We start from the raw sequence: 15,685 nt of genomic DNA, 5'->3' as shown, positions 1-15,685 counted from the left end.
CCCCGCGGAACCCCTCCTGCGGATGCGGGGGATCACCAAGTCCTTCCTCGGCGTGCGCGTGCTGCACGGCATCGACCTGGACCTGTACCCGGGGGAGGTGCACGCCCTCGTCGGGGAGAACGGCGCCGGCAAGTCCACCCTGATGAAGGTGCTGGCCGGGGTGCACCGGGCGGACTCGGGCACCGTCGAGCTGGCCGGGTCGCGCGTCTCCTTCGAGCACCCCGTGCAGGCCCAGCGCGCCGGGGTGGCCACGGTCTTCCAGGAGTTCAACCTCCTCCCCGAGCGCACCGTCGCCGAGAACGTGTTCCTCGGCCGCGAGCCGCGCCGCAGGGGCCTCGTGGACGGCCGCGCCATGGAGCGGGCCACCGCCGCGCTGCTCGCCGACCTCGACCTGGAGGGCATCGCCCCCTGGACCAGGGTCCGGTCCCTGTCGGTGGCCGAGCAGCAGATCGTGGAGATCGTCAAGGCGCTGTCGCACGACGCGCGCATCATCTCGATGGACGAGCCGACGGCGGCGCTGGCCGACCACGAGGTGGAGGTCCTGTACCGGATCATCGGCCGCCTGCGCGAGCGCGGCGTGGCGGTCCTCTACGTGTCGCACCGCATGAAGGAGATCTTCGACCTGGCCGCCACCATCACCGTCCTCAAGGACGGCGACCTGGTGGAGACGGTCCCGGCGGAGGGGATCGGGCCCGCGGAGCTGGTGCGCCGGATGGTCGGCCGACCGGTGTCGTCGGTCTTCCCCGAGCGCCTGGAGCCCCGCGGCGACCGCGTCGGCGAGGTCAGGCTCTCGGTCAGGGGCGGGGGCAACAGCCAGCTGGACGGGATCGGGTTCGAGGTGCGCGGCGGGGAGATCCTGGGGCTCGGGGGCCTCCAGGGCAGCGGCCGCACCGAGGTCGCCCACGCCCTGTTCGGCATCGCCCGCTTCACCCGCGGCGAGGTCGCCGTGGACGGCAGGCGGATCGATCCCCGCTCCCCGCGCCGGGCGGTGCGCGCCGGGCTGGTCCTGGTGACCGAGGACCGCAAGGCGCAGGGACTGGCGCTGAACCAGTCCGTCACCGCCAACGGCCGCCTCGTCCTGGACGCGGTCCTGCCGTTCGGGTCGGCCCGCCGGGTCCGGCGGCTGCCCGGCATCCTCTCCTCCCTGGAGCTGGTGACGCGCGGCGGCAACGACCAGGAGGTCCGGTACCTGTCGGGGGGCAACCAGCAGAAGGTGGTCCTGGCCAAGTGGCTGGCCACCGAACCCGGCGTGATCGTCCTCGACGAGCCCACCCGCGGCATCGACGTGGGCGCCAAGCAGGCCGTCTACCGGCTGATGCGCGAGCTCGCGGCGTCCGGGGCGGCGATCGTGCTGATCTCCTCCGAACTCCCCGAGCTGATCGGGATGGCCGACCGGCTGGTCGTCCTGGCGGACGGGCGGATCGCGGGCGAGCTCCCCGGGGGGTCGACCGAGGAGGCCGTGATGGCCATGGCCACCGGTTCCCACGGCGACCCGCGGGCGGACGCCCCGGCCGCCGGGGACCCCCGCGCCGCGGCCCCGCTCTCCGGCGGCGCCGCGGCCGGTCCCCGCTCCGGCGACGGTGCCGGCCGGGCCGCCGGCCCCGGCCGCCGCCCCGAGAACGACCTCGGCTCCGGCCCTCCCCCCGGCGCCGTGCGCCACACCGACAGCGGCAGCGGTCCCGGCCCCGACAGCGGCGGCGGCTCCCCCGCACGGCACGAGGAGGCCGCACCGTGACACGCGCCACCACCTCCGTCCGGGGCCTGTGGTCCCGGCTCGGCACCACGGGCCCGGTCTACCTGGCCCTGGTGCTGCTGCTCGCGGCGAGCGCCGTCTACGTCGCCACGCGCGGCGGCAACCTGTTCACCACCGCCAACACGGTCGACCTGTTCACCCGCAGCAGCCTGCTCGGGTTCCTGGCCATCGGCCAGACCCTCGTCATCCTGTGCCGGTCCCTCGACCTGTCGGTCGGCTACGTCGCCGCGCTCTCCACGGTGGTCGCGGCGACCACCATGGCGGGCGACCCCTCCCGGATCCTGCTCGGCGTCGGGGCGGCCCTGGGCCTGGCCGCGCTGATCGGCCTGGCCAACGGCCTCGTGGTGACCCGGCTGCGGGTCAACCCGTTCATCACCACGCTGGGGATGGGGTTGATCATCAAGGGCTACCTGGACACCAACTTCCAGGGCCCCGCCGGGGCGATCCCCGCCGCCTTCCAGACCTTCGGCTACACGCGGATCGGCGTCCTGCCGGTCTCCACCCTCGTCATGCTGGGCCTCGCCGCGGCCGCCGTGCTGTTCCTGCACCGCACCCGCACGGGCTACCACATGTACGCGGTCGGCGGCGACGCCGAGGTCGCGCGGCTCTCCGGCGTCCGCGCCGGGATCCCCACCGTCACCGCGCACGTGCTGTGCTCCGTCACCGCCGGGGTGGCGGGCCTGCTGCTGGCCGCCAGGTTCGGCACGGGCAGCGCCACCGTCTACGGCAACGGCTACGAGCTGGAGGCCATCGCCGCCGTCGTCCTGGGCGGCACCTACCTGCTCGGCGGGCGGGGAGGCGTGGCCGGGACGATCGCCGGGGTGTTCATCCTCGCCACGCTCGACACGGTGTTCAACGTCCTGGGCGTCGACCCGTTCGTCAAGGACGTGATGCGCGGCGTGATCGTCATCGCCGCCGTCGCCGTCTACGCCCGGGGCAGGCACTCGCGTGCCGCCGTCCGGGTCCGCTTCCCCTCCGGCGGCGCCCCGCCGCCGCCCGCCCCCGATCCCGGGCCCCGACCCGAGCCGGAACCCCTGGGAGGCCGCCGATGACCTCGCCCACGACCGCTCCCCCCGCACCCCGCGGACGCGTCCCGGGCGCGCTCGCGGCGCTGGGCCGGGGAGGCGCCCCGACCGTCGCCCTGCTGCTGGCGCTGATCTTCGCGGTCATCGCCACCCAGAACCCGTCGTTCTTCGAGGGCCCGCCGCTGATGGCGTTCGCCAAGAAGGCCGCACCGCTGGTGATCCTCGCGATCGGCCAGTACCTCGTGATCGTCTCCGGCGAGTTCGACCTCTCGGTCGGCTCGCTGGTCGGGGCCCAGGTGGTGATCGCGGCCCGCCTCATCGACGGGGAGGAGGCCATGACCCTGCCGGTGATCGGCGTGATGCTGGCCTTCGGCCTGCTGGTCGGCCTGGTCAACGGCCTCGTCACGACCCTGCTGAGGGTGCCCTCGATCATCACCACCCTGGGCACGATGCTCATCCTGTTCGGGGCCGTCCGGTACTGGACCGGGGGCGCGCCCACCGGCGCCCTGTCGGAGGCCTTCCGCGTCCCCGGCAGGGGCGGCGTCGAGGACCTGCCCTTCCTCGGCCAGCTCCCGTGGGCGCTGGTGATCGCGGCCGTCATCGCCGTCGCCGGGGTGCTCCTGATGCGCTCGCCCTACGGCCGCTCCCTCATCGCGACCGGCGACAACGACGTCGCCGCGGCGTTCTCCGGGGTGCGGGTGTGGCGGGTGCGCACGCTGGCCTTCGTCGGCTCCTCCCTCCTGGCCACCGTCGCCGCGGTCCTCATCGGCGGGTACGCCGGGGTCACGGCGCAGGTGGGGCAGGGCCTGGAGTTCACCGCCATCACCGCCGTCGTCCTGGGCGGGGTGGTCCTGGGCGGAGGCCGCGGCACGGTGGTCGCCGCCGTCCTGGGCGCCGTCACCGTGGAGGCGCTGTTCACCCTGTTCAACCAGCTCTACCTGCCCTCGACCATCCAGCCGACGGTGCAGGGAGTCATCATCATCGCCGCGGTGGCCTATGCGGCCCGCCGGGGCGACCTTCGACTGCCGGAGCGCCTGCGACGGCGACCGGACCATCCGACCGAGCGGCCGCTCGGCACTTCCAGGAGGTAACCATGCGCGTCCCCCGCGTGCTGCTCGCCGGCGCCGCCGGCCTGACACTGATGCTCACGGCGTGTACGACCGACGCGCCGGAGGACGGCGCCGCCGGCGAGGAGGGCGGCAGCGAGCTCGCCCCCAGCGAGGAGTGGTTCGACCAGGCCGAGTACGACGCCCAGCTCGCCCAGCGCGAGATCACCCCGGAGGGTCCCGAGGACGAGCCGTGGATGCAGGCGATCGAGCCGGAGTGGATCGACACCTCCGAGTTCGCCCACGACTCCCCCGAGGACGCCACCCTGTGCTTCTCCAACGCCTCGGTGTCCAACCCGTGGCGGGTCACCGGCTTCATCACCATGGAACAGCAGGTGGAGGCCCTCCAGGAGGAGGGCGCCATCGGTGACTTCCGGGTGTCCGACGCCGCGGACGACGACAACCAGCAGATCTCCGACATCCAGGCGTTCGTGGACTCCGGGGACTGCGACGCCATCATCATCTCGCCGTCCACCACCGCCACCCTGACCCCGGCGGTGGAGACCGCGTGCGAGAGCGGTGTCCCGGTCGTGGTCTTCGACCGCGGGGTGAACTCCGACTGCATGGTCACGTTCATCCACCCGATCGGCGGCTACGCCTACGGGGCGGACGCCGCGGAGTTCCTGGTCGACAACCTGGAGCCCGGCTCGAACGTGCTGGCGCTGCGCATCCTGCCCGGCGTCGACGTCCTCGAGCACCGCTGGGCCGCCGCCCAGGAGATCTTCGGCGCCAGCGAGCTCAACGTGGTCGCCGACGAGTTCACCGAGGGCGACGGGGCCAGGATCAAGGACCTGGTCTCCCAGCACCTCCAGCGCGGCGAGATCGACGGCATCTGGATGGACGCGGGCGACGGGGCCGTCGCCGGCCTGGAGGCCTTCGAGGACGCGGGTCAGCCCTACCCGGTGATCGCGGGCGAGGACGAGCTGAGCTTCATGCGCAAGTGGGACGAGGAGGGCCTCACCGCCATCGCGCCGGTCTACTCCAACTTCCAGTGGCGTACGCCGGTCCTCGCCGCGAGCATGATCCTCGCCGGCGAGGAGGTCCCCTCGGAGTGGATCCTCCCGCAGGCGCCCATCACCCAGGACGAGCTGCCCGAGTACCTGGAGCGCAACGCCGACATGCCGTCGCTGCACTACGCGAAGTTCGGCGGCGAGGACCTGCCGGGCTTCCCCGAGGCCTGGACGGACCGGTAGATGCGCGCGCTGGGGGTCAACACCTGGGTGTGGACGTCGCCCCTGACCGACGCCGGGCTGGAGCGGATCGCCCCCCGCGTGGCGGAGTGGGGGTTCGACGTGATCGAGCTCCCGGTCGAACAGGTCGGCGACTGGGACCCCCGGCGCGCACGGGCGCTGCTGGACGGGCTGGGGCTCGGCGCCACCGTCGTGCTGGTCATGGGACCGGGGCGGGAGCTCGTCGCGACCGACCCGGCCACCCGCTCGGCCACGCAGGACTACCTCAAGCGGGTCGTGGACGCGGCGGCGACGGTCGGCTCCCCCGTCGTCGCCGGCCCGGCCTACGCCTCGGTCGGCCGCACGTGGAGGCTGTCCCCGGACGAGCGCCGGCGGGCCGGTGCGGAACTGGTCGAGGGGCTCGCCCCCGTGGTCGGGCACGCCTCGGCCACGGGGGTCTGTGTGGCGGTCGAGCCGCTCAACCGGTACGAGACGAGCCTGGTCAACACGGTCGACCAGGGCATGGCGATGCTCGCGGACCTGCCGGCCGAGCACTGCGGCCTGGCCCTGGACGTCTACCACATGAACATCGAGGAGCAGGACGTGGCGGCGGCGATCGGCCGGGCCGCCGGGCGGATCAAGCACGTGCAGGTGTGCGCGAACGACCGGGGCGCGCCGGGGGCCGACCACCTGGACTGGCGCGGCATCCTGGCCTCGCTGGACGCGGCGGGTTACGACGGCCCCCTGGTCATCGAATCGTTCACGGCGGACAATGCCAGCATCGCCACGGCGGCCTCCGTCTGGCGACCCCTGGCGGCGTCGCAGGACGCGATCGCCGTCGACGGCCTGGCCCACCTGCGTTCACTGACCTCCTGAAGGGAGACGCCGTGCGTCGGAGCGAACCGCTCGCGGCCGTGACCGCACCACGGACCGCGGCGCCCGGGCCGGGCCGCAAGCCCTCACCCCCGCTCGGTGCCGCGCTCACCGGAAAGCGCCATCTGAAGTCGGGCGGCTCCACTCTTCCCGAGGAGACGTCACGATGTCCACACGCAAACCCCCCTCCGACACGGTGCCCGAGACGCAGGACGGGGCAGCCCCCGCCACGGCCGCCACATGGTGGCTGACGGCCTGCTCGCTCGTCCTGGTCGGCGCGCTCGTCGCCGCCTCCGTGGTCTTCCTCGGCCGTGACGGCGCCGGCTCCGCCGCCGCCCCCGCCGGGGAGGCCGCCGCCGCACCGGTCGACGACCTCGTCGAGCACACCCGCATGGCCGTGGAGGGCCTGACACCGATCGTGGAGGACATGGAGGAGTTCCTGCCCACCGACGGATCGCACCCGCCGCTGGACACGACCGACGCCGCGACCGTCAACTCCTGGCGGACCGGCGTCCAGGAGGCCGCCGGGCACTTCGGCGACCCGCCGTCCGACAGGCCCTCCCACAGCGTCGCCCACACCGGTCTGACCTCGTCCGTCCGCCTCCTGTCCATGGCGGTGGAGACCTACGCCAAGGCGGCGCAGGCCGAGGACGAGGAGCTGCGCATGGACGTGCTGCACATCGCCATGGACCTGCGCAACGAGGCGGTCGTCTCCTGGTCGGCCGCCGCCACCCAGCTCGACCTGCTGAGCCTGGAGGCCGGCGGGGAGCACGTCCACCTGTACCTGCCCGCCGTCCCCGGCGCGCTCCGGCCCGACGGAGCGGAGGAGGGCGGCGGGGACCCCGCGCCCGCGGACGGGCACGGCGACGACCACTGATCCGCAACCCACCGACGACCCCCGACCACGGAGACAGCGAACATGCCGCGACCAGTCACCCTTTTCACCGGCCAGTGGGCCGACCTGCCCTTCGAGGAGGTGTGCTCCCTGGCCTCCTCGTGGGGCTACGACGGCCTGGAGGTCGCCTGCTGGGGCGACCACCTCGACGTCACGCGGGCCGCCGTGGACGACGACTACGTGCGCGACAGGCTCGACGTCCTCGAGCGCCACGGCCTGGGCCTGTGGGCGATCTCCAACCACCTGCTCGGACAGGCGGTCTGCGACGACCCCATCGACCACCGGCACCGGGACATCCTGCCCTCCCGCGTGTGGGGCGACGGGGACCCGGAGGGCGTGCGGCGAAGGGCCGCCGAGGAGATGAAGACGACCGCCCGCGCCGCCGCGAGGCTCGGCGTGTCCACGGTCGTGGGCTTCACCGGTTCGGCGATCTGGAAGTACGTGGCGATGTTCCCGCCGGTGGGCGAGGACGTCATCGAGGCCGGCTACCGGGACTTCGCCGACCGGTGGAACCCCGTCCTGGACGTGTTCGACGAGGTGGGGGTGCGGTTCGCGCTCGAGGTGCACCCCTCCGAGATCGCCTACGACTACTGGTCCGCCCACAAGGCCCTGGAGGCCGTCGGCCACCGGCCCGCGTTCGGCCTGAACTGGGACCCCAGCCACATGGTGTGGCAGGACATCGACCCGGCCGGGTTCCTCTGGGACTTCCGCGACCGGATCTACCACGTGGACTGCAAGGACACCCGCAGGCGCACGGGCAACGGCCGCAACGGCCGGCTCGGCTCCCACCTGCCGTGGGGCGACCCCCGCCGGGGCTGGGACTTCGTGTCGACCGGGCACGGGGACGTCCCCTGGGAGGACTGCTTCCGCACGCTGAACGCGATCGGCTACGAGGGGCCGATCTCGGTGGAGTGGGAGGACGCGGGCATGGACCGCCTGATCGGGGCGGCGGAGGCGGTCGACTTCGTCCGCTCCCACGCCTACAGCCCGCCGGAGTCGTCCTTCGACTCGGCCTTCGGCTCGGACTGACGGCACCGCCCGGCCGCGCCCGCGCCGGGCCCGGAGCCGTCCCTCCCCGCATCCTCCCGGGGAGGGACGGCCCCGCCGCCGTCGGGGGCCGCGGCGGGCCCGGTCACATCATGGGGGCGATCACCACGCGGAAGCGGTCGCCGTCACCGGTGCGGACGTCGCGCCGGAAGTCGTTGACCCGGTTGACGGAGGTCTGCACCGCGTCGCCGCGCAGGGCCCCGGTGTCGGCGGTGGGCAGGTGCTGCCGTACGGCCAGGACCGCCTCGTCGACGGACATGGCCGTCCTGTGCTGCTCTGGGGTGACGTGCAGTCCGTCGTGGGTGAGGCGGCTGATCACGATCCGGAACATACCGGGCTCCCTGCGGCGTCGGGGGGTTGACACCGGCATTCTCCCCCATCGCCTCGGCCCCTGGGAATGCTCAGACCTCCAGATCCCCCTCGATGCCCTTGAGCCTGTGTCTGGCCAGGGCGAGGTTGCCACGGGCGCGGTCCAGCGCCAGGTACAGGAAGAGGCCCTGCCCCTTGCGGCTGGTGAGCGGCCGGATGACGTGGTACTGGCCGGACAGGGTGATGAGGATGTCCTCGATCGCGTCGTTGAGGCCCAACTGGTCCATGGTCCGCATCTTCGCGCGGACCACCTCGGTGTTGCCCGCCGCGGCGACGGTGAGGTCGAGGGTGTTCGTGGACGAGAGGGTGCCCAGCGCCATTCCGCTGCTGTAGTCGACGACGGCGGCGCCGATGGCCCCCTCGATCTGCATCATGTCCTTGAGACCGGATTCGATGTTCGGCATGTCCTTCTCTCTCCTGGGTGTAGGTCGGCGCCGGGCCTTCAGGTCGGCCATCCACCGGCGGGGCCCCTGTACGCCCCGCCGGGGCGAGGCTCCTGAGGTCATGCGACCCCCACGTCCGGCCGGGGACGGTCGGCGGACAGGGTGCGGAGCGCGGTGAGGACCCGTTCCAGGACCCGGCGGTCCACGGACGCGGCGGCCCGGGCGGGGGGACGGGCGGGGTCGCCGCCGCGGCGGGGAGGCAGGTCGCCGTCCTGCCCTGGGCGGGGCGGCGAAGGCACCGCGACCGTGCGGGCGAGCCGCCTCAGGCGCCGCAGGGCGTAGCCGAGGTTGCCCTCGTCCCGTGCCATCCACACCTGGAGGCACAGGTCGGGGTCGTCGAGCACGGCGAGCAGCAGGCAGCGGTCGGTCCCGGTGACGACCATGTCCTCCAGGTCCCCGACGGCCCACAGCGGACCGCCGTGGACGGCCCTCAGGATCGCCTCGGCGTCGTCCGAGCGGTCGTCCGCGCCGACGCGTGCCAGGGTGCGGCCGCCCCGCCAGTCGACGAGGCCGACACTGTGCACTCCCGGGGTCTGGAGCATCTCCCGCATCTGCTGGTCGAAGGCGCGCACGGCGGTCCTTTACGAGAAAGGGGCCGTTCGGCGACCGGCCCGCTGTGAATCAGGCAGTCCTTTGCGGACACCACGAGAATAAGGCTATTCTCGCGAATCTGCAGGTTTTTGCGTCATGTGTTTTGTTTTGCCTGATAGGAGGCCCTGCATGTCATTTACTGCCGAAAATCCCTTGAGGGGAACGTGCCTCCCAGACCCGAGAACGACAGTGATCGACCGGAAGAATCCGGTCGATCACCTTTTTTGTCCTGTGCGGCTTTCAGGCCCTACGCCCCGGAACGGACGCCCGCGGCGTCAGAGCCAGGACACCGCCGAGGTCTCCAGGTCGTACCGGGCGGGGACGATGTCCAGGCGGCCCGTGTCGACCAGGTCGCGCAGGTCGGCGTCCTGGCGGAGCAGGCCGGTGATGTGCTCGGCGTTGGCCCGCACGCAGGCGTCAACGAAGTCGCCCCCGTCGTCCGGCGTGGCGTCGACGACCGGCAGGATCTGCTCCACGAGGTAGCCGACGTGGCCGTGCGGGACCTGCCCGGTGCGGTGCGCCTCCACGGCCGCGCCGACCGCTCCGCAGGAGGCGTGGCCGAGGACGACGATGAGCGGGACCGCCAGGTGCTCGGCCGCGTAGCTGATGCTGCCGAGGACGGAGGAGTCCAGGACCTGGCCGGCGGACCGGATGGTGAAGAGGTCGCCGAGCCCCCGGTCGAAGACCAGTTCCGGGGCGACCCTGGAGTCCGCGCATCCGAGGACGACGGCGAACGGGTTCTGCCCGACGGCCATCTCCGCCCTGCGGGCCGCCCCCTCGTTGGGGTGGCGGGATGCGATGCGCTTCCAGCGGCGGTTGCCCTCCTTGAGGAGCCGGAGGGCCGAGGCCGCGTCCTGGGGGCCGGGGGAGGGCGAGGGCATGGGGACCGCCCAGGCGGAGGCGGGGGCTGCGGTGGCGACCGCTGCCCCGACTCCGCCGATGAGGGATGCGCGTAAGGCGCCGCGACGGGTGATGGCCATGGGGGTTTTCCCTTCTCGACTAGCGACATTAGAGACCAATGCCGCCAAACGAGGACCAAATTACCCTTAAGCCGCTAACCTCTCCAAGTTTTTTAATGGATCCCTAGCGCCACAGAACACCACTCAGGTAACGACAATCACAACCGCCCCCATTCGGACAGGCGAACGGCCGCCCGGAATTCTCCGTGCGGCCGTTCGCCCGTCCTGGTCCACCTGCGCCTTCACCCGGTCCGGGCTCTCGGCGCCGGGATCCCCCCTTCGCCCCCGGACGCGTCGTCCAGCCACTCCACGCGGGAGCGCCTGAGGTCGTAGCGCGCGGGTTCGACCTTCATGCGCCCGGCCGCGACCGCCTCCCGGAGGCCGGGCTCGTGCCGCAGCTGCTCGGCGACGGCGCGGGCGTTGGCCCGCACGCAGGCGTCGAGGAAGGCCTTCTCCGTCTCCTGCTCCGGCACCGTCTCCACGACCTCCAGGACCTGCCCCACGAGGTAGCCGAGGTTGCCCGGCGGCAGTTCACCCGTCCGGAGGGCCTCGACGGCCGCCTTCACGGCCCCGCACGAGTCGTGGCCCAACACGACCAGGAGCTCCGTGTCGAACGCGTCCACCCCGTAGACGAGCGTGCCGAGCACCGACGAGTCCAGCACCTGGCCCGCCGACCGGGTCGTGAACATGTCGCCGAGCCCCTGGTCGAAGACCATCTCGGGCGGCACGCGGGAATCGGCGCAGGACAGGACGGACACCCGGGGCGCCTGGTGTTCGAGCAGTTCGCGCCTGCGGCCGGAGCCCTGGCGCGGATGGACGGAGCCGAAGGTGCGCCACCGGGTGTTGCCCCGGTCGAGCCTCTGCCGCCTGCGGTCCGCGTCGTGGCCCTCGGTGATCGTCGCCCTCCGTGGGGCGGCTTTCTGGACGATCGCCATGCTGCCTCGCTCAGGGTCGGGTGGGCGCGGGCGCGGTACCGCCCGTACCTGTGACGATGAGGCCGAAGCTACGCCTGGTCGGAGCGGCGGACAATCCCGCCGGGGCAATCCTTGGACCAAGCGTGTCTCCCCCGGGCGGCGGGCGGAACCCGTCGGCGGAGGCTCAGGGCGGCGCGGGCCTCCGCGGGCGCGGGCGGCGTCCGCCCGCCATGACCGACCGACCGTCCGGCGGGTCACCGCGTCCTCGCGCGGACCGCCGGAGACGGGGGCGCTCCCGGCCGGACCCGCGCACCGGCGCCCTCCACCAGGTAGATTCGACAACCGTGTCCCGAACTTCCCCTCCCGAACCAGCGTCCTCCCGCCGCGGGGCGGGCCGGCGGCGCTCCGGTCGCCCCGGCCACGACGCCGACTCCGTCCTGCGCGTCGCCGCGCGCGTGTTCAACGAGCGCGGGTACGACGGCACGAGCATGGAGGACCTGGCGCGCGCCCTGGGCGTGACCAAGTCGGCGATCTACCACCACGTCACCGGCAAGACCGAACTGCTGCGCCGCTCCCTGGACCTGGCGATGGACGCCCTGTTCGCGGTCACCCGCGAGGAGGGCTCGACGACCGGCCCGGCCATCGACCGGCTCGACCACGTGCTGCGCGGCAGCGTCCGCGTCCTGGTGGAGGAGCTGCCCCACGTGACCCTCCTGCTGCGCGTGCGCGGGAACACGGAGGTGGAGAAGCGCGCGCTGGAGCGGCGCCGCGAGTTCGACCACCTGATCGCCGACCTGGTGCGCGAGGGGATCGTCGACGGCGACATCCGCAGCGACGTCGACCCGGCGGTCGCCGCCCGCCTGCTGTTCGGCATGGTCAACTCGCTGGTGGAGTGGTACAAGCCGGACCGGGGCCTGGCCTCGGAGGAGGTCGCCGACACCCTCGCCCGGATCGCCTTCGGCGGCCTGCGCGCCTAGCGCGCGCGACGCGGGACCGTCCCCGGCGGCCCCGCCCCCGTGAACGGTCCCCGCACCCGCGCCCGGCACGGGCGCGGGACGGCGGGGCGGGGCGGGACGGCGGGGAGGCGGCCGGCGCTCCCGGAACGGCCTCCCCGGTGTGTTTGGCGTCACACAGCCTGCGGCTACCGTCCGCCACATGCCCTCAGGACCAAGGACCCTTGCGCCGCGACCGCCCACCGTGATCGCACGATGCGGCCCGAACCCGTCCCCGACCGGCACCGGCCTCCCTAGGATTGGCCTGAACAGGACTCCCTCCCCACACCCCCGGAGCCGCAGGCCATGGTCGAGCACTTCACCCACGGGGCCCTGACCCCCGCGGTCGCCTACGCGGTGTCGGTCATCGGCTCCTTCGTCGGCCTCATGTTCGCCGCCCGCGCCCGGAACGCCCGCGGGGCCGGCCGCGCCACCTGGCTGGTGTTCAGCGCCCTCTGCCTCGGCGGCACCGCCGTGTGGTCGATGCACTTCATCGCCATGCTCGGGTTCCACGTCCCGGGCCTGGCTATTCGCTACGACGCGACCCTCACCGTCGCCAGCGGCCTCCTCGCGGTGCTGGCCATGGGGCTGGCCCAGTACCTGACGGTCATCCGCCGCGGGACGGGGTGGCTCCTGGCGGGCGGCGCCATCGCCGGGAGCGGGATCGTCGCCATGCACTACCTGGGCATGGCGTCCATCAACATGCACGGCCACCTCGGGCACGACCCGCTGTTCGTGGGACTGGCCGGCGCCGTCGCCCTGCTCGCCGCGACCGCGGCCCTGTGGTTCACCCAGCGGCTCAGGGGCGTCGTGTCGATCCTGCTCGCCTCCCTGGTGATGGGCATCGCGGTGACCTCCATGCACTACACCGGCATGTTCGGCGTGCACGTCACCGTGGACGACGCCCGGAACCCGGGCGCGGTGCCGGGCTCGACCGCCCCGGAACTGCTCCTGCCCCTGGTCGTGGGCCTGTTCGTCTTCCTCCTGGTGTGCAGCCTCCTGCTGATGCTCGGCGTCGACGACTCCGAGCCGCGCCGCGGGGCGCGGACCGCCCGGCACGACGGCGAACCCGCGCCCGTCCCGGCGCTCCCGGGCGGGGAGAGGGGCCGCTACACCGCGCGCCACAGCACCGGCAGCGCCTGGGACCGCCCCGCCTGAGGCCTTCGGCCGCCGCCGGGTGATGAATGGCCACATCAGGCCACCCGGGTTTTCTCAAACCCCTGGTGTCCCATCCTGAGCATCCCTACTATCCATAACCTGGGTCGATTTGTGACTCAGGTCATAGAAAGTAGCGAGTTGTGGTCGATCTCCCCACCCAGGACTGGCTCACCCCCATCATCGCCTTCACGGTCTCGGCCATCGGTTCGTTCCTCGGTCTGGCTTTCGCCGCCCGTGCCCGCCGGTCGAAGACCTTCACGCGGTGGCAGTGGCTGGCCCTGGCATCCCTCTCCCTCGGCGGCATGGCCCTCTGGTCCATGCACTTCATCGCCATGATGGGGTTCTCCCCCGTCGGCACCTCGATCCGCTACGACGCCCTGCTCACCGTCGTCAGCGGCGTCACCGCCGTCCTGGTCATGGGCGTCGCCCTCACCATCACGATCTCGTGGCAGAGGACGTCCACCCTGCTGCTCGGCGGGCTCGTCGCCGGGGCCGGCATCGTCGCCATGCACTACACCGGCATGGCGTCGATGAGCGTCCACGGCGAACTCCACCACGACCCCGTCTACGTCGCGCTGGCGAGTGCGATCGCCCTGGTCGCGGCCACCAGCGCCCTGTGGTGCGCGTCCCGGCTGCGCGGCATGACCGCCATCCTCCTGGCCTCGCCGGTGATGGCCGTCGCGGTGACCTCCATGCACTACACCGGCATGCTGGGGGTCCACATCGAGCCCTCGCGCCTGAACCGCTACGGCCCCCCGCCCGGGGCGAGCACCACGGACCTGCTGCTGCCCATGATGACGGGCCTGTTCGTCTTCCTGCTGGTCTGCAGCCTCTTCCTCCTCCTCGGGGTGGACGAGGAGCGCCCCGACTACGCGCGGCGCCCGGTCCACGCGACCCCCGCCCCGCCCGACAGCGAGCGCGTGCCCGACGCCGGGTACCGGCCGCGCCACGGCGCGGCCCCCGCGCCCGCGCCCCCGGCCCCGCCGGCGCGGGCCCCGGAGGACGACGTGTGGACCAGGCGGCGCTGAGCCGCCGCACACCCCGGAAAACCACTGGAGCCCGCGGGCCCGCCGGTCCTAGACTCGGCGGGCCCGCGGGCGTCGTGCACCGAACGGCGACCGACGACGGAAGGAAGAGCGATGACCGACTCTGCGAGTACCACCCTCCCCGCCTTCCCGTTCGTCCGCGAGCCCTGAGGGAACCCCCTCCGGACGGCTCGCCTCCCAGAGAGACCGCCGTGAGCACATCCCGTACCGACACGCCCACCGCCCACCCGCTGACCGGGCTGGGCTGGAACCCGCGTGTCGAACACGCCTTCGACTCCCTTTCCCACGCGAGCGGGCACGCCCTGTACCCGGCACGCGTGTCCTCCTCCCGCCGGGGCGGCGCGCTGGTCCGCCTGCCGGGCGAGGCCCACGCCGACTACGCCCCCGCCCTGACCAGGGCCGCGCGGGAGGACCCCTCCACGGCCCCGTGCGCCGGCGACTGGGTCGCCGTACGCCGGTCCGGTGACACCTGGCTCGTGGAGGCCGTCCTCGAACGCTCCACCAGCCTCGTCCGCCAGGGCGTGGCCAAGGACTCCCACGACCAGGTGCTGGCCGCCAACGTCGACGCGGTCCTGGTCTGCGAGGCCGCCGACCAGGGGCCCAACGTGGGCCGCCTGGAGCGCTTCCTCAGCCTCGCCTGGGCCTGCGGCGCGACCCCGGTCGTCGCCGTCACCAAGTCGGAGCTGGCCGGGGACCGGCTCCCCGAGGTCCTCGAACTCGTCCGGACGGTGGCCGCCGGCGCCGACGTGTACGGCGTCAGCGCCCACACCGGCGACGGGCTGGCGGAGCTGGCCCCCCGGTTCCTGCCCGGCACCTCGTGGGTGCTGCTGGGAACCTCCGGGGCGGGCAAGTCCAGCCTGGTCAACTCCCTCGCCGGACAGTCCCTGATGGACACCGGGGAGATCCGCCAGGACAAGCGGGGGCGCCACACCACCACCCACCGCCAGCTCCTGGAGCTGCCCGGCGGAGCACTGGTCCTGGACATCCCCGGCGTGCGGCGCATCGACGTGCCGGGTGATCCCGAAGGCGTCGACCGGACCTTCGCCGACGTCGGCGAACTCGCCGGGCGGTGCCGTTTCCGGGACTGCTCCCACGGGTCCGAGCCCGGTTGCGCGATCACCGCCGCCGTCGACGAGGGCGAACTGGACTCCGAACGGCTGGCCCGCTGGAACCGGCTCCGCCGCGAGGCCGAGTGGAACAGCGCCCGGGGCGACCAGCGCGTGCGCGCCGAGCGCAAGCAGCGGTGGAAGGCCGCCGAGCGGGAGGCCCGCGCGAACGCCCGGCTCAAGCGCGGCCGCTGACCCGCCCCGCGGGCGCGCCGGGCCCTGCGCCCGGCCCCCGAGGC

Annotated in this window: 16 protein-coding genes; 11 read left to right on the top strand and 5 right to left on the bottom strand. The window is 73.2% G+C overall.

Annotated features, from left to right (window positions below):
* The first annotated feature begins 22 nt into the window (after positions 1 to 22).
* The 7 genes from OUQ99_RS03920 (at position 23) to OUQ99_RS03890 (ending at position 7,850) form a co-directional block, all read left to right on the top strand.
* Positions 23 to 1,735 carry a sugar ABC transporter ATP-binding protein gene (locus OUQ99_RS03920; protein ID WP_267950239.1) on the top strand — a complete coding sequence of 571 codons (1,713 nt, stop codon included), beginning with the start codon at positions 23 to 25 and terminating at the stop codon, positions 1,733 to 1,735.
* A complete protein-coding gene (locus OUQ99_RS03915; protein WP_267948057.1) occupies positions 1,732 to 2,805 on the top strand; it encodes an ABC transporter permease in 1,074 nt (357 codons plus the stop codon). Before OUQ99_RS03920 ends, OUQ99_RS03915 begins: the two co-directional genes overlap by 4 nt.
* The gene (locus OUQ99_RS03910) at positions 2,802 to 3,869 is read left to right on the top strand and encodes an ABC transporter permease (RefSeq protein ID WP_267948056.1); all 1,068 of its coding nucleotides are present in this window, start codon (positions 2,802 to 2,804) and stop codon (positions 3,867 to 3,869) included. The genes OUQ99_RS03915 and OUQ99_RS03910 overlap by 4 nt, the downstream gene beginning before the upstream one ends.
* Before the next feature lie 2 nt (positions 3,870 to 3,871).
* On the top strand, positions 3,872 to 5,077 hold the full coding sequence (locus OUQ99_RS03905; protein WP_267948055.1) for a substrate-binding domain-containing protein: 1,206 nt from the start codon (positions 3,872 to 3,874) through the stop codon (positions 5,075 to 5,077).
* Positions 5,078 to 5,929: a sugar phosphate isomerase/epimerase family protein gene (locus OUQ99_RS03900; protein ID WP_267948054.1), complete on the top strand. Its 852-nt coding sequence runs from the start codon at positions 5,078 to 5,080 to the stop codon at positions 5,927 to 5,929. It begins immediately after the preceding gene.
* 163 nt (positions 5,930 to 6,092) lie between these two features.
* Positions 6,093 to 6,803: a hypothetical protein gene (locus OUQ99_RS03895; RefSeq protein WP_267948053.1), complete on the top strand. Its 711-nt coding sequence runs from the start codon at positions 6,093 to 6,095 to the stop codon at positions 6,801 to 6,803.
* A gap of 42 nt (positions 6,804 to 6,845) precedes the next feature.
* A complete protein-coding gene (locus OUQ99_RS03890) occupies positions 6,846 to 7,850 on the top strand; it encodes a sugar phosphate isomerase/epimerase family protein (RefSeq protein WP_267948052.1) in 1,005 nt (334 codons plus the stop codon).
* Positions 7,851 to 7,953: 103 nt separating this feature from the next.
* Here OUQ99_RS03890 and OUQ99_RS03885 read toward each other — a convergent pair whose 3' ends face one another.
* From OUQ99_RS03885 to OUQ99_RS03865, 5 genes are all read right to left on the bottom strand, one after another.
* Positions 7,954 to 8,199 carry a hypothetical protein gene (locus OUQ99_RS03885; RefSeq protein WP_267948051.1) on the bottom strand — a complete coding sequence of 82 codons (246 nt, stop codon included), beginning with the start codon at positions 8,197 to 8,199 and terminating at the stop codon, positions 7,954 to 7,956.
* Positions 8,200 to 8,269: 70 nt separating this feature from the next.
* Entirely contained in the window at positions 8,270 to 8,641 is a 372-nt protein-coding gene (locus OUQ99_RS03880) for a hypothetical protein (RefSeq protein WP_267948050.1), read from the bottom strand.
* Between the two features lie 98 nt (positions 8,642 to 8,739).
* Entirely contained in the window at positions 8,740 to 9,252 is a 513-nt protein-coding gene (locus OUQ99_RS03875) for a hypothetical protein (RefSeq protein ID WP_267948049.1), read from the bottom strand.
* Positions 9,253 to 9,546: 294 nt separating this feature from the next.
* Positions 9,547 to 10,251: a carbonic anhydrase gene (locus tag OUQ99_RS03870; protein WP_267948048.1), complete on the bottom strand. Its 705-nt coding sequence runs from the start codon at positions 10,249 to 10,251 to the stop codon at positions 9,547 to 9,549.
* A 221-nt stretch (positions 10,252 to 10,472) separates the two neighbouring features.
* Complete coding sequence (locus OUQ99_RS03865; RefSeq protein WP_267948047.1) at positions 10,473 to 11,165, bottom strand: carbonic anhydrase; 693 nt, start codon at positions 11,163 to 11,165, stop codon at positions 10,473 to 10,475.
* 323 nt (positions 11,166 to 11,488) lie between these two features.
* Between OUQ99_RS03865 and OUQ99_RS03860 the strand changes: the two genes are divergently transcribed.
* The 4 genes from OUQ99_RS03860 to rsgA all read left to right on the top strand — a co-directional run bounded on the left by OUQ99_RS03860 (position 11,489) and on the right by rsgA (position 15,641).
* Positions 11,489 to 12,121: a TetR/AcrR family transcriptional regulator gene (locus OUQ99_RS03860; RefSeq protein WP_378554014.1), complete on the top strand. Its 633-nt coding sequence runs from the start codon at positions 11,489 to 11,491 to the stop codon at positions 12,119 to 12,121.
* 321 nt (positions 12,122 to 12,442) lie between these two features.
* Positions 12,443 to 13,294, top strand: coding sequence for an MHYT domain-containing protein (locus tag OUQ99_RS03855; RefSeq protein ID WP_267948046.1), 852 nt, complete (start codon positions 12,443 to 12,445; stop codon positions 13,292 to 13,294).
* 140 nt (positions 13,295 to 13,434) lie between these two features.
* Positions 13,435 to 14,322 carry an MHYT domain-containing protein gene (locus OUQ99_RS03850; protein ID WP_267948045.1) on the top strand — a complete coding sequence of 296 codons (888 nt, stop codon included), beginning with the start codon at positions 13,435 to 13,437 and terminating at the stop codon, positions 14,320 to 14,322.
* Between the two features lie 209 nt (positions 14,323 to 14,531).
* Positions 14,532 to 15,641: a ribosome small subunit-dependent GTPase A gene (gene rsgA / locus OUQ99_RS03845; protein ID WP_267948044.1), complete on the top strand. Its 1,110-nt coding sequence runs from the start codon at positions 14,532 to 14,534 to the stop codon at positions 15,639 to 15,641.
* Positions 15,642 to 15,685: the final 44 nt, after the last annotated feature.

This window comes from Streptomonospora nanhaiensis, assembly GCF_026642255.1.
GTDB classification, from domain to species: domain Bacteria; phylum Actinomycetota; class Actinomycetes; order Streptosporangiales; family Streptosporangiaceae; genus Nocardiopsis; species Nocardiopsis tropica.
Note: the sequence above shows the minus strand (reverse complement) of the source record. Positions and strands in the feature narration are given on the sequence as shown.

Coding starts and splice junctions, on each gene's coding strand:
- OUQ99_RS03900 (WP_267948054.1), top strand. CDS start 5,078: ATGCGCGCGCTGGGGGTCAACACCTGGGTGTGGACGTCGCCCCTGACC.
- OUQ99_RS03855 (WP_267948046.1), top strand. CDS start 12,443: ATGGTCGAGCACTTCACCCACGGGGCCCTGACCCCCGCGGTCGCCTAC.
- OUQ99_RS03920 (WP_267950239.1), top strand. CDS start 23: ATGCGGGGGATCACCAAGTCCTTCCTCGGCGTGCGCGTGCTGCACGGC.
- OUQ99_RS03870 (WP_267948048.1), bottom strand. CDS start 10,251: ATGGCCATCACCCGTCGCGGCGCCTTACGCGCATCCCTCATCGGCGGA.
- OUQ99_RS03865 (WP_267948047.1), bottom strand. CDS start 11,165: ATGGCGATCGTCCAGAAAGCCGCCCCACGGAGGGCGACGATCACCGAG.
- OUQ99_RS03885 (WP_267948051.1), bottom strand. CDS start 8,199: ATGTTCCGGATCGTGATCAGCCGCCTCACCCACGACGGACTGCACGTC.
- OUQ99_RS03880 (WP_267948050.1), bottom strand. CDS start 8,641: ATGCCGAACATCGAATCCGGTCTCAAGGACATGATGCAGATCGAGGGG.
- OUQ99_RS03895 (WP_267948053.1), top strand. CDS start 6,093: ATGTCCACACGCAAACCCCCCTCCGACACGGTGCCCGAGACGCAGGAC.
- OUQ99_RS03910 (WP_267948056.1), top strand. CDS start 2,802: ATGACCTCGCCCACGACCGCTCCCCCCGCACCCCGCGGACGCGTCCCG.
- OUQ99_RS03890 (WP_267948052.1), top strand. CDS start 6,846: ATGCCGCGACCAGTCACCCTTTTCACCGGCCAGTGGGCCGACCTGCCC.
- OUQ99_RS03905 (WP_267948055.1), top strand. CDS start 3,872: ATGCGCGTCCCCCGCGTGCTGCTCGCCGGCGCCGCCGGCCTGACACTG.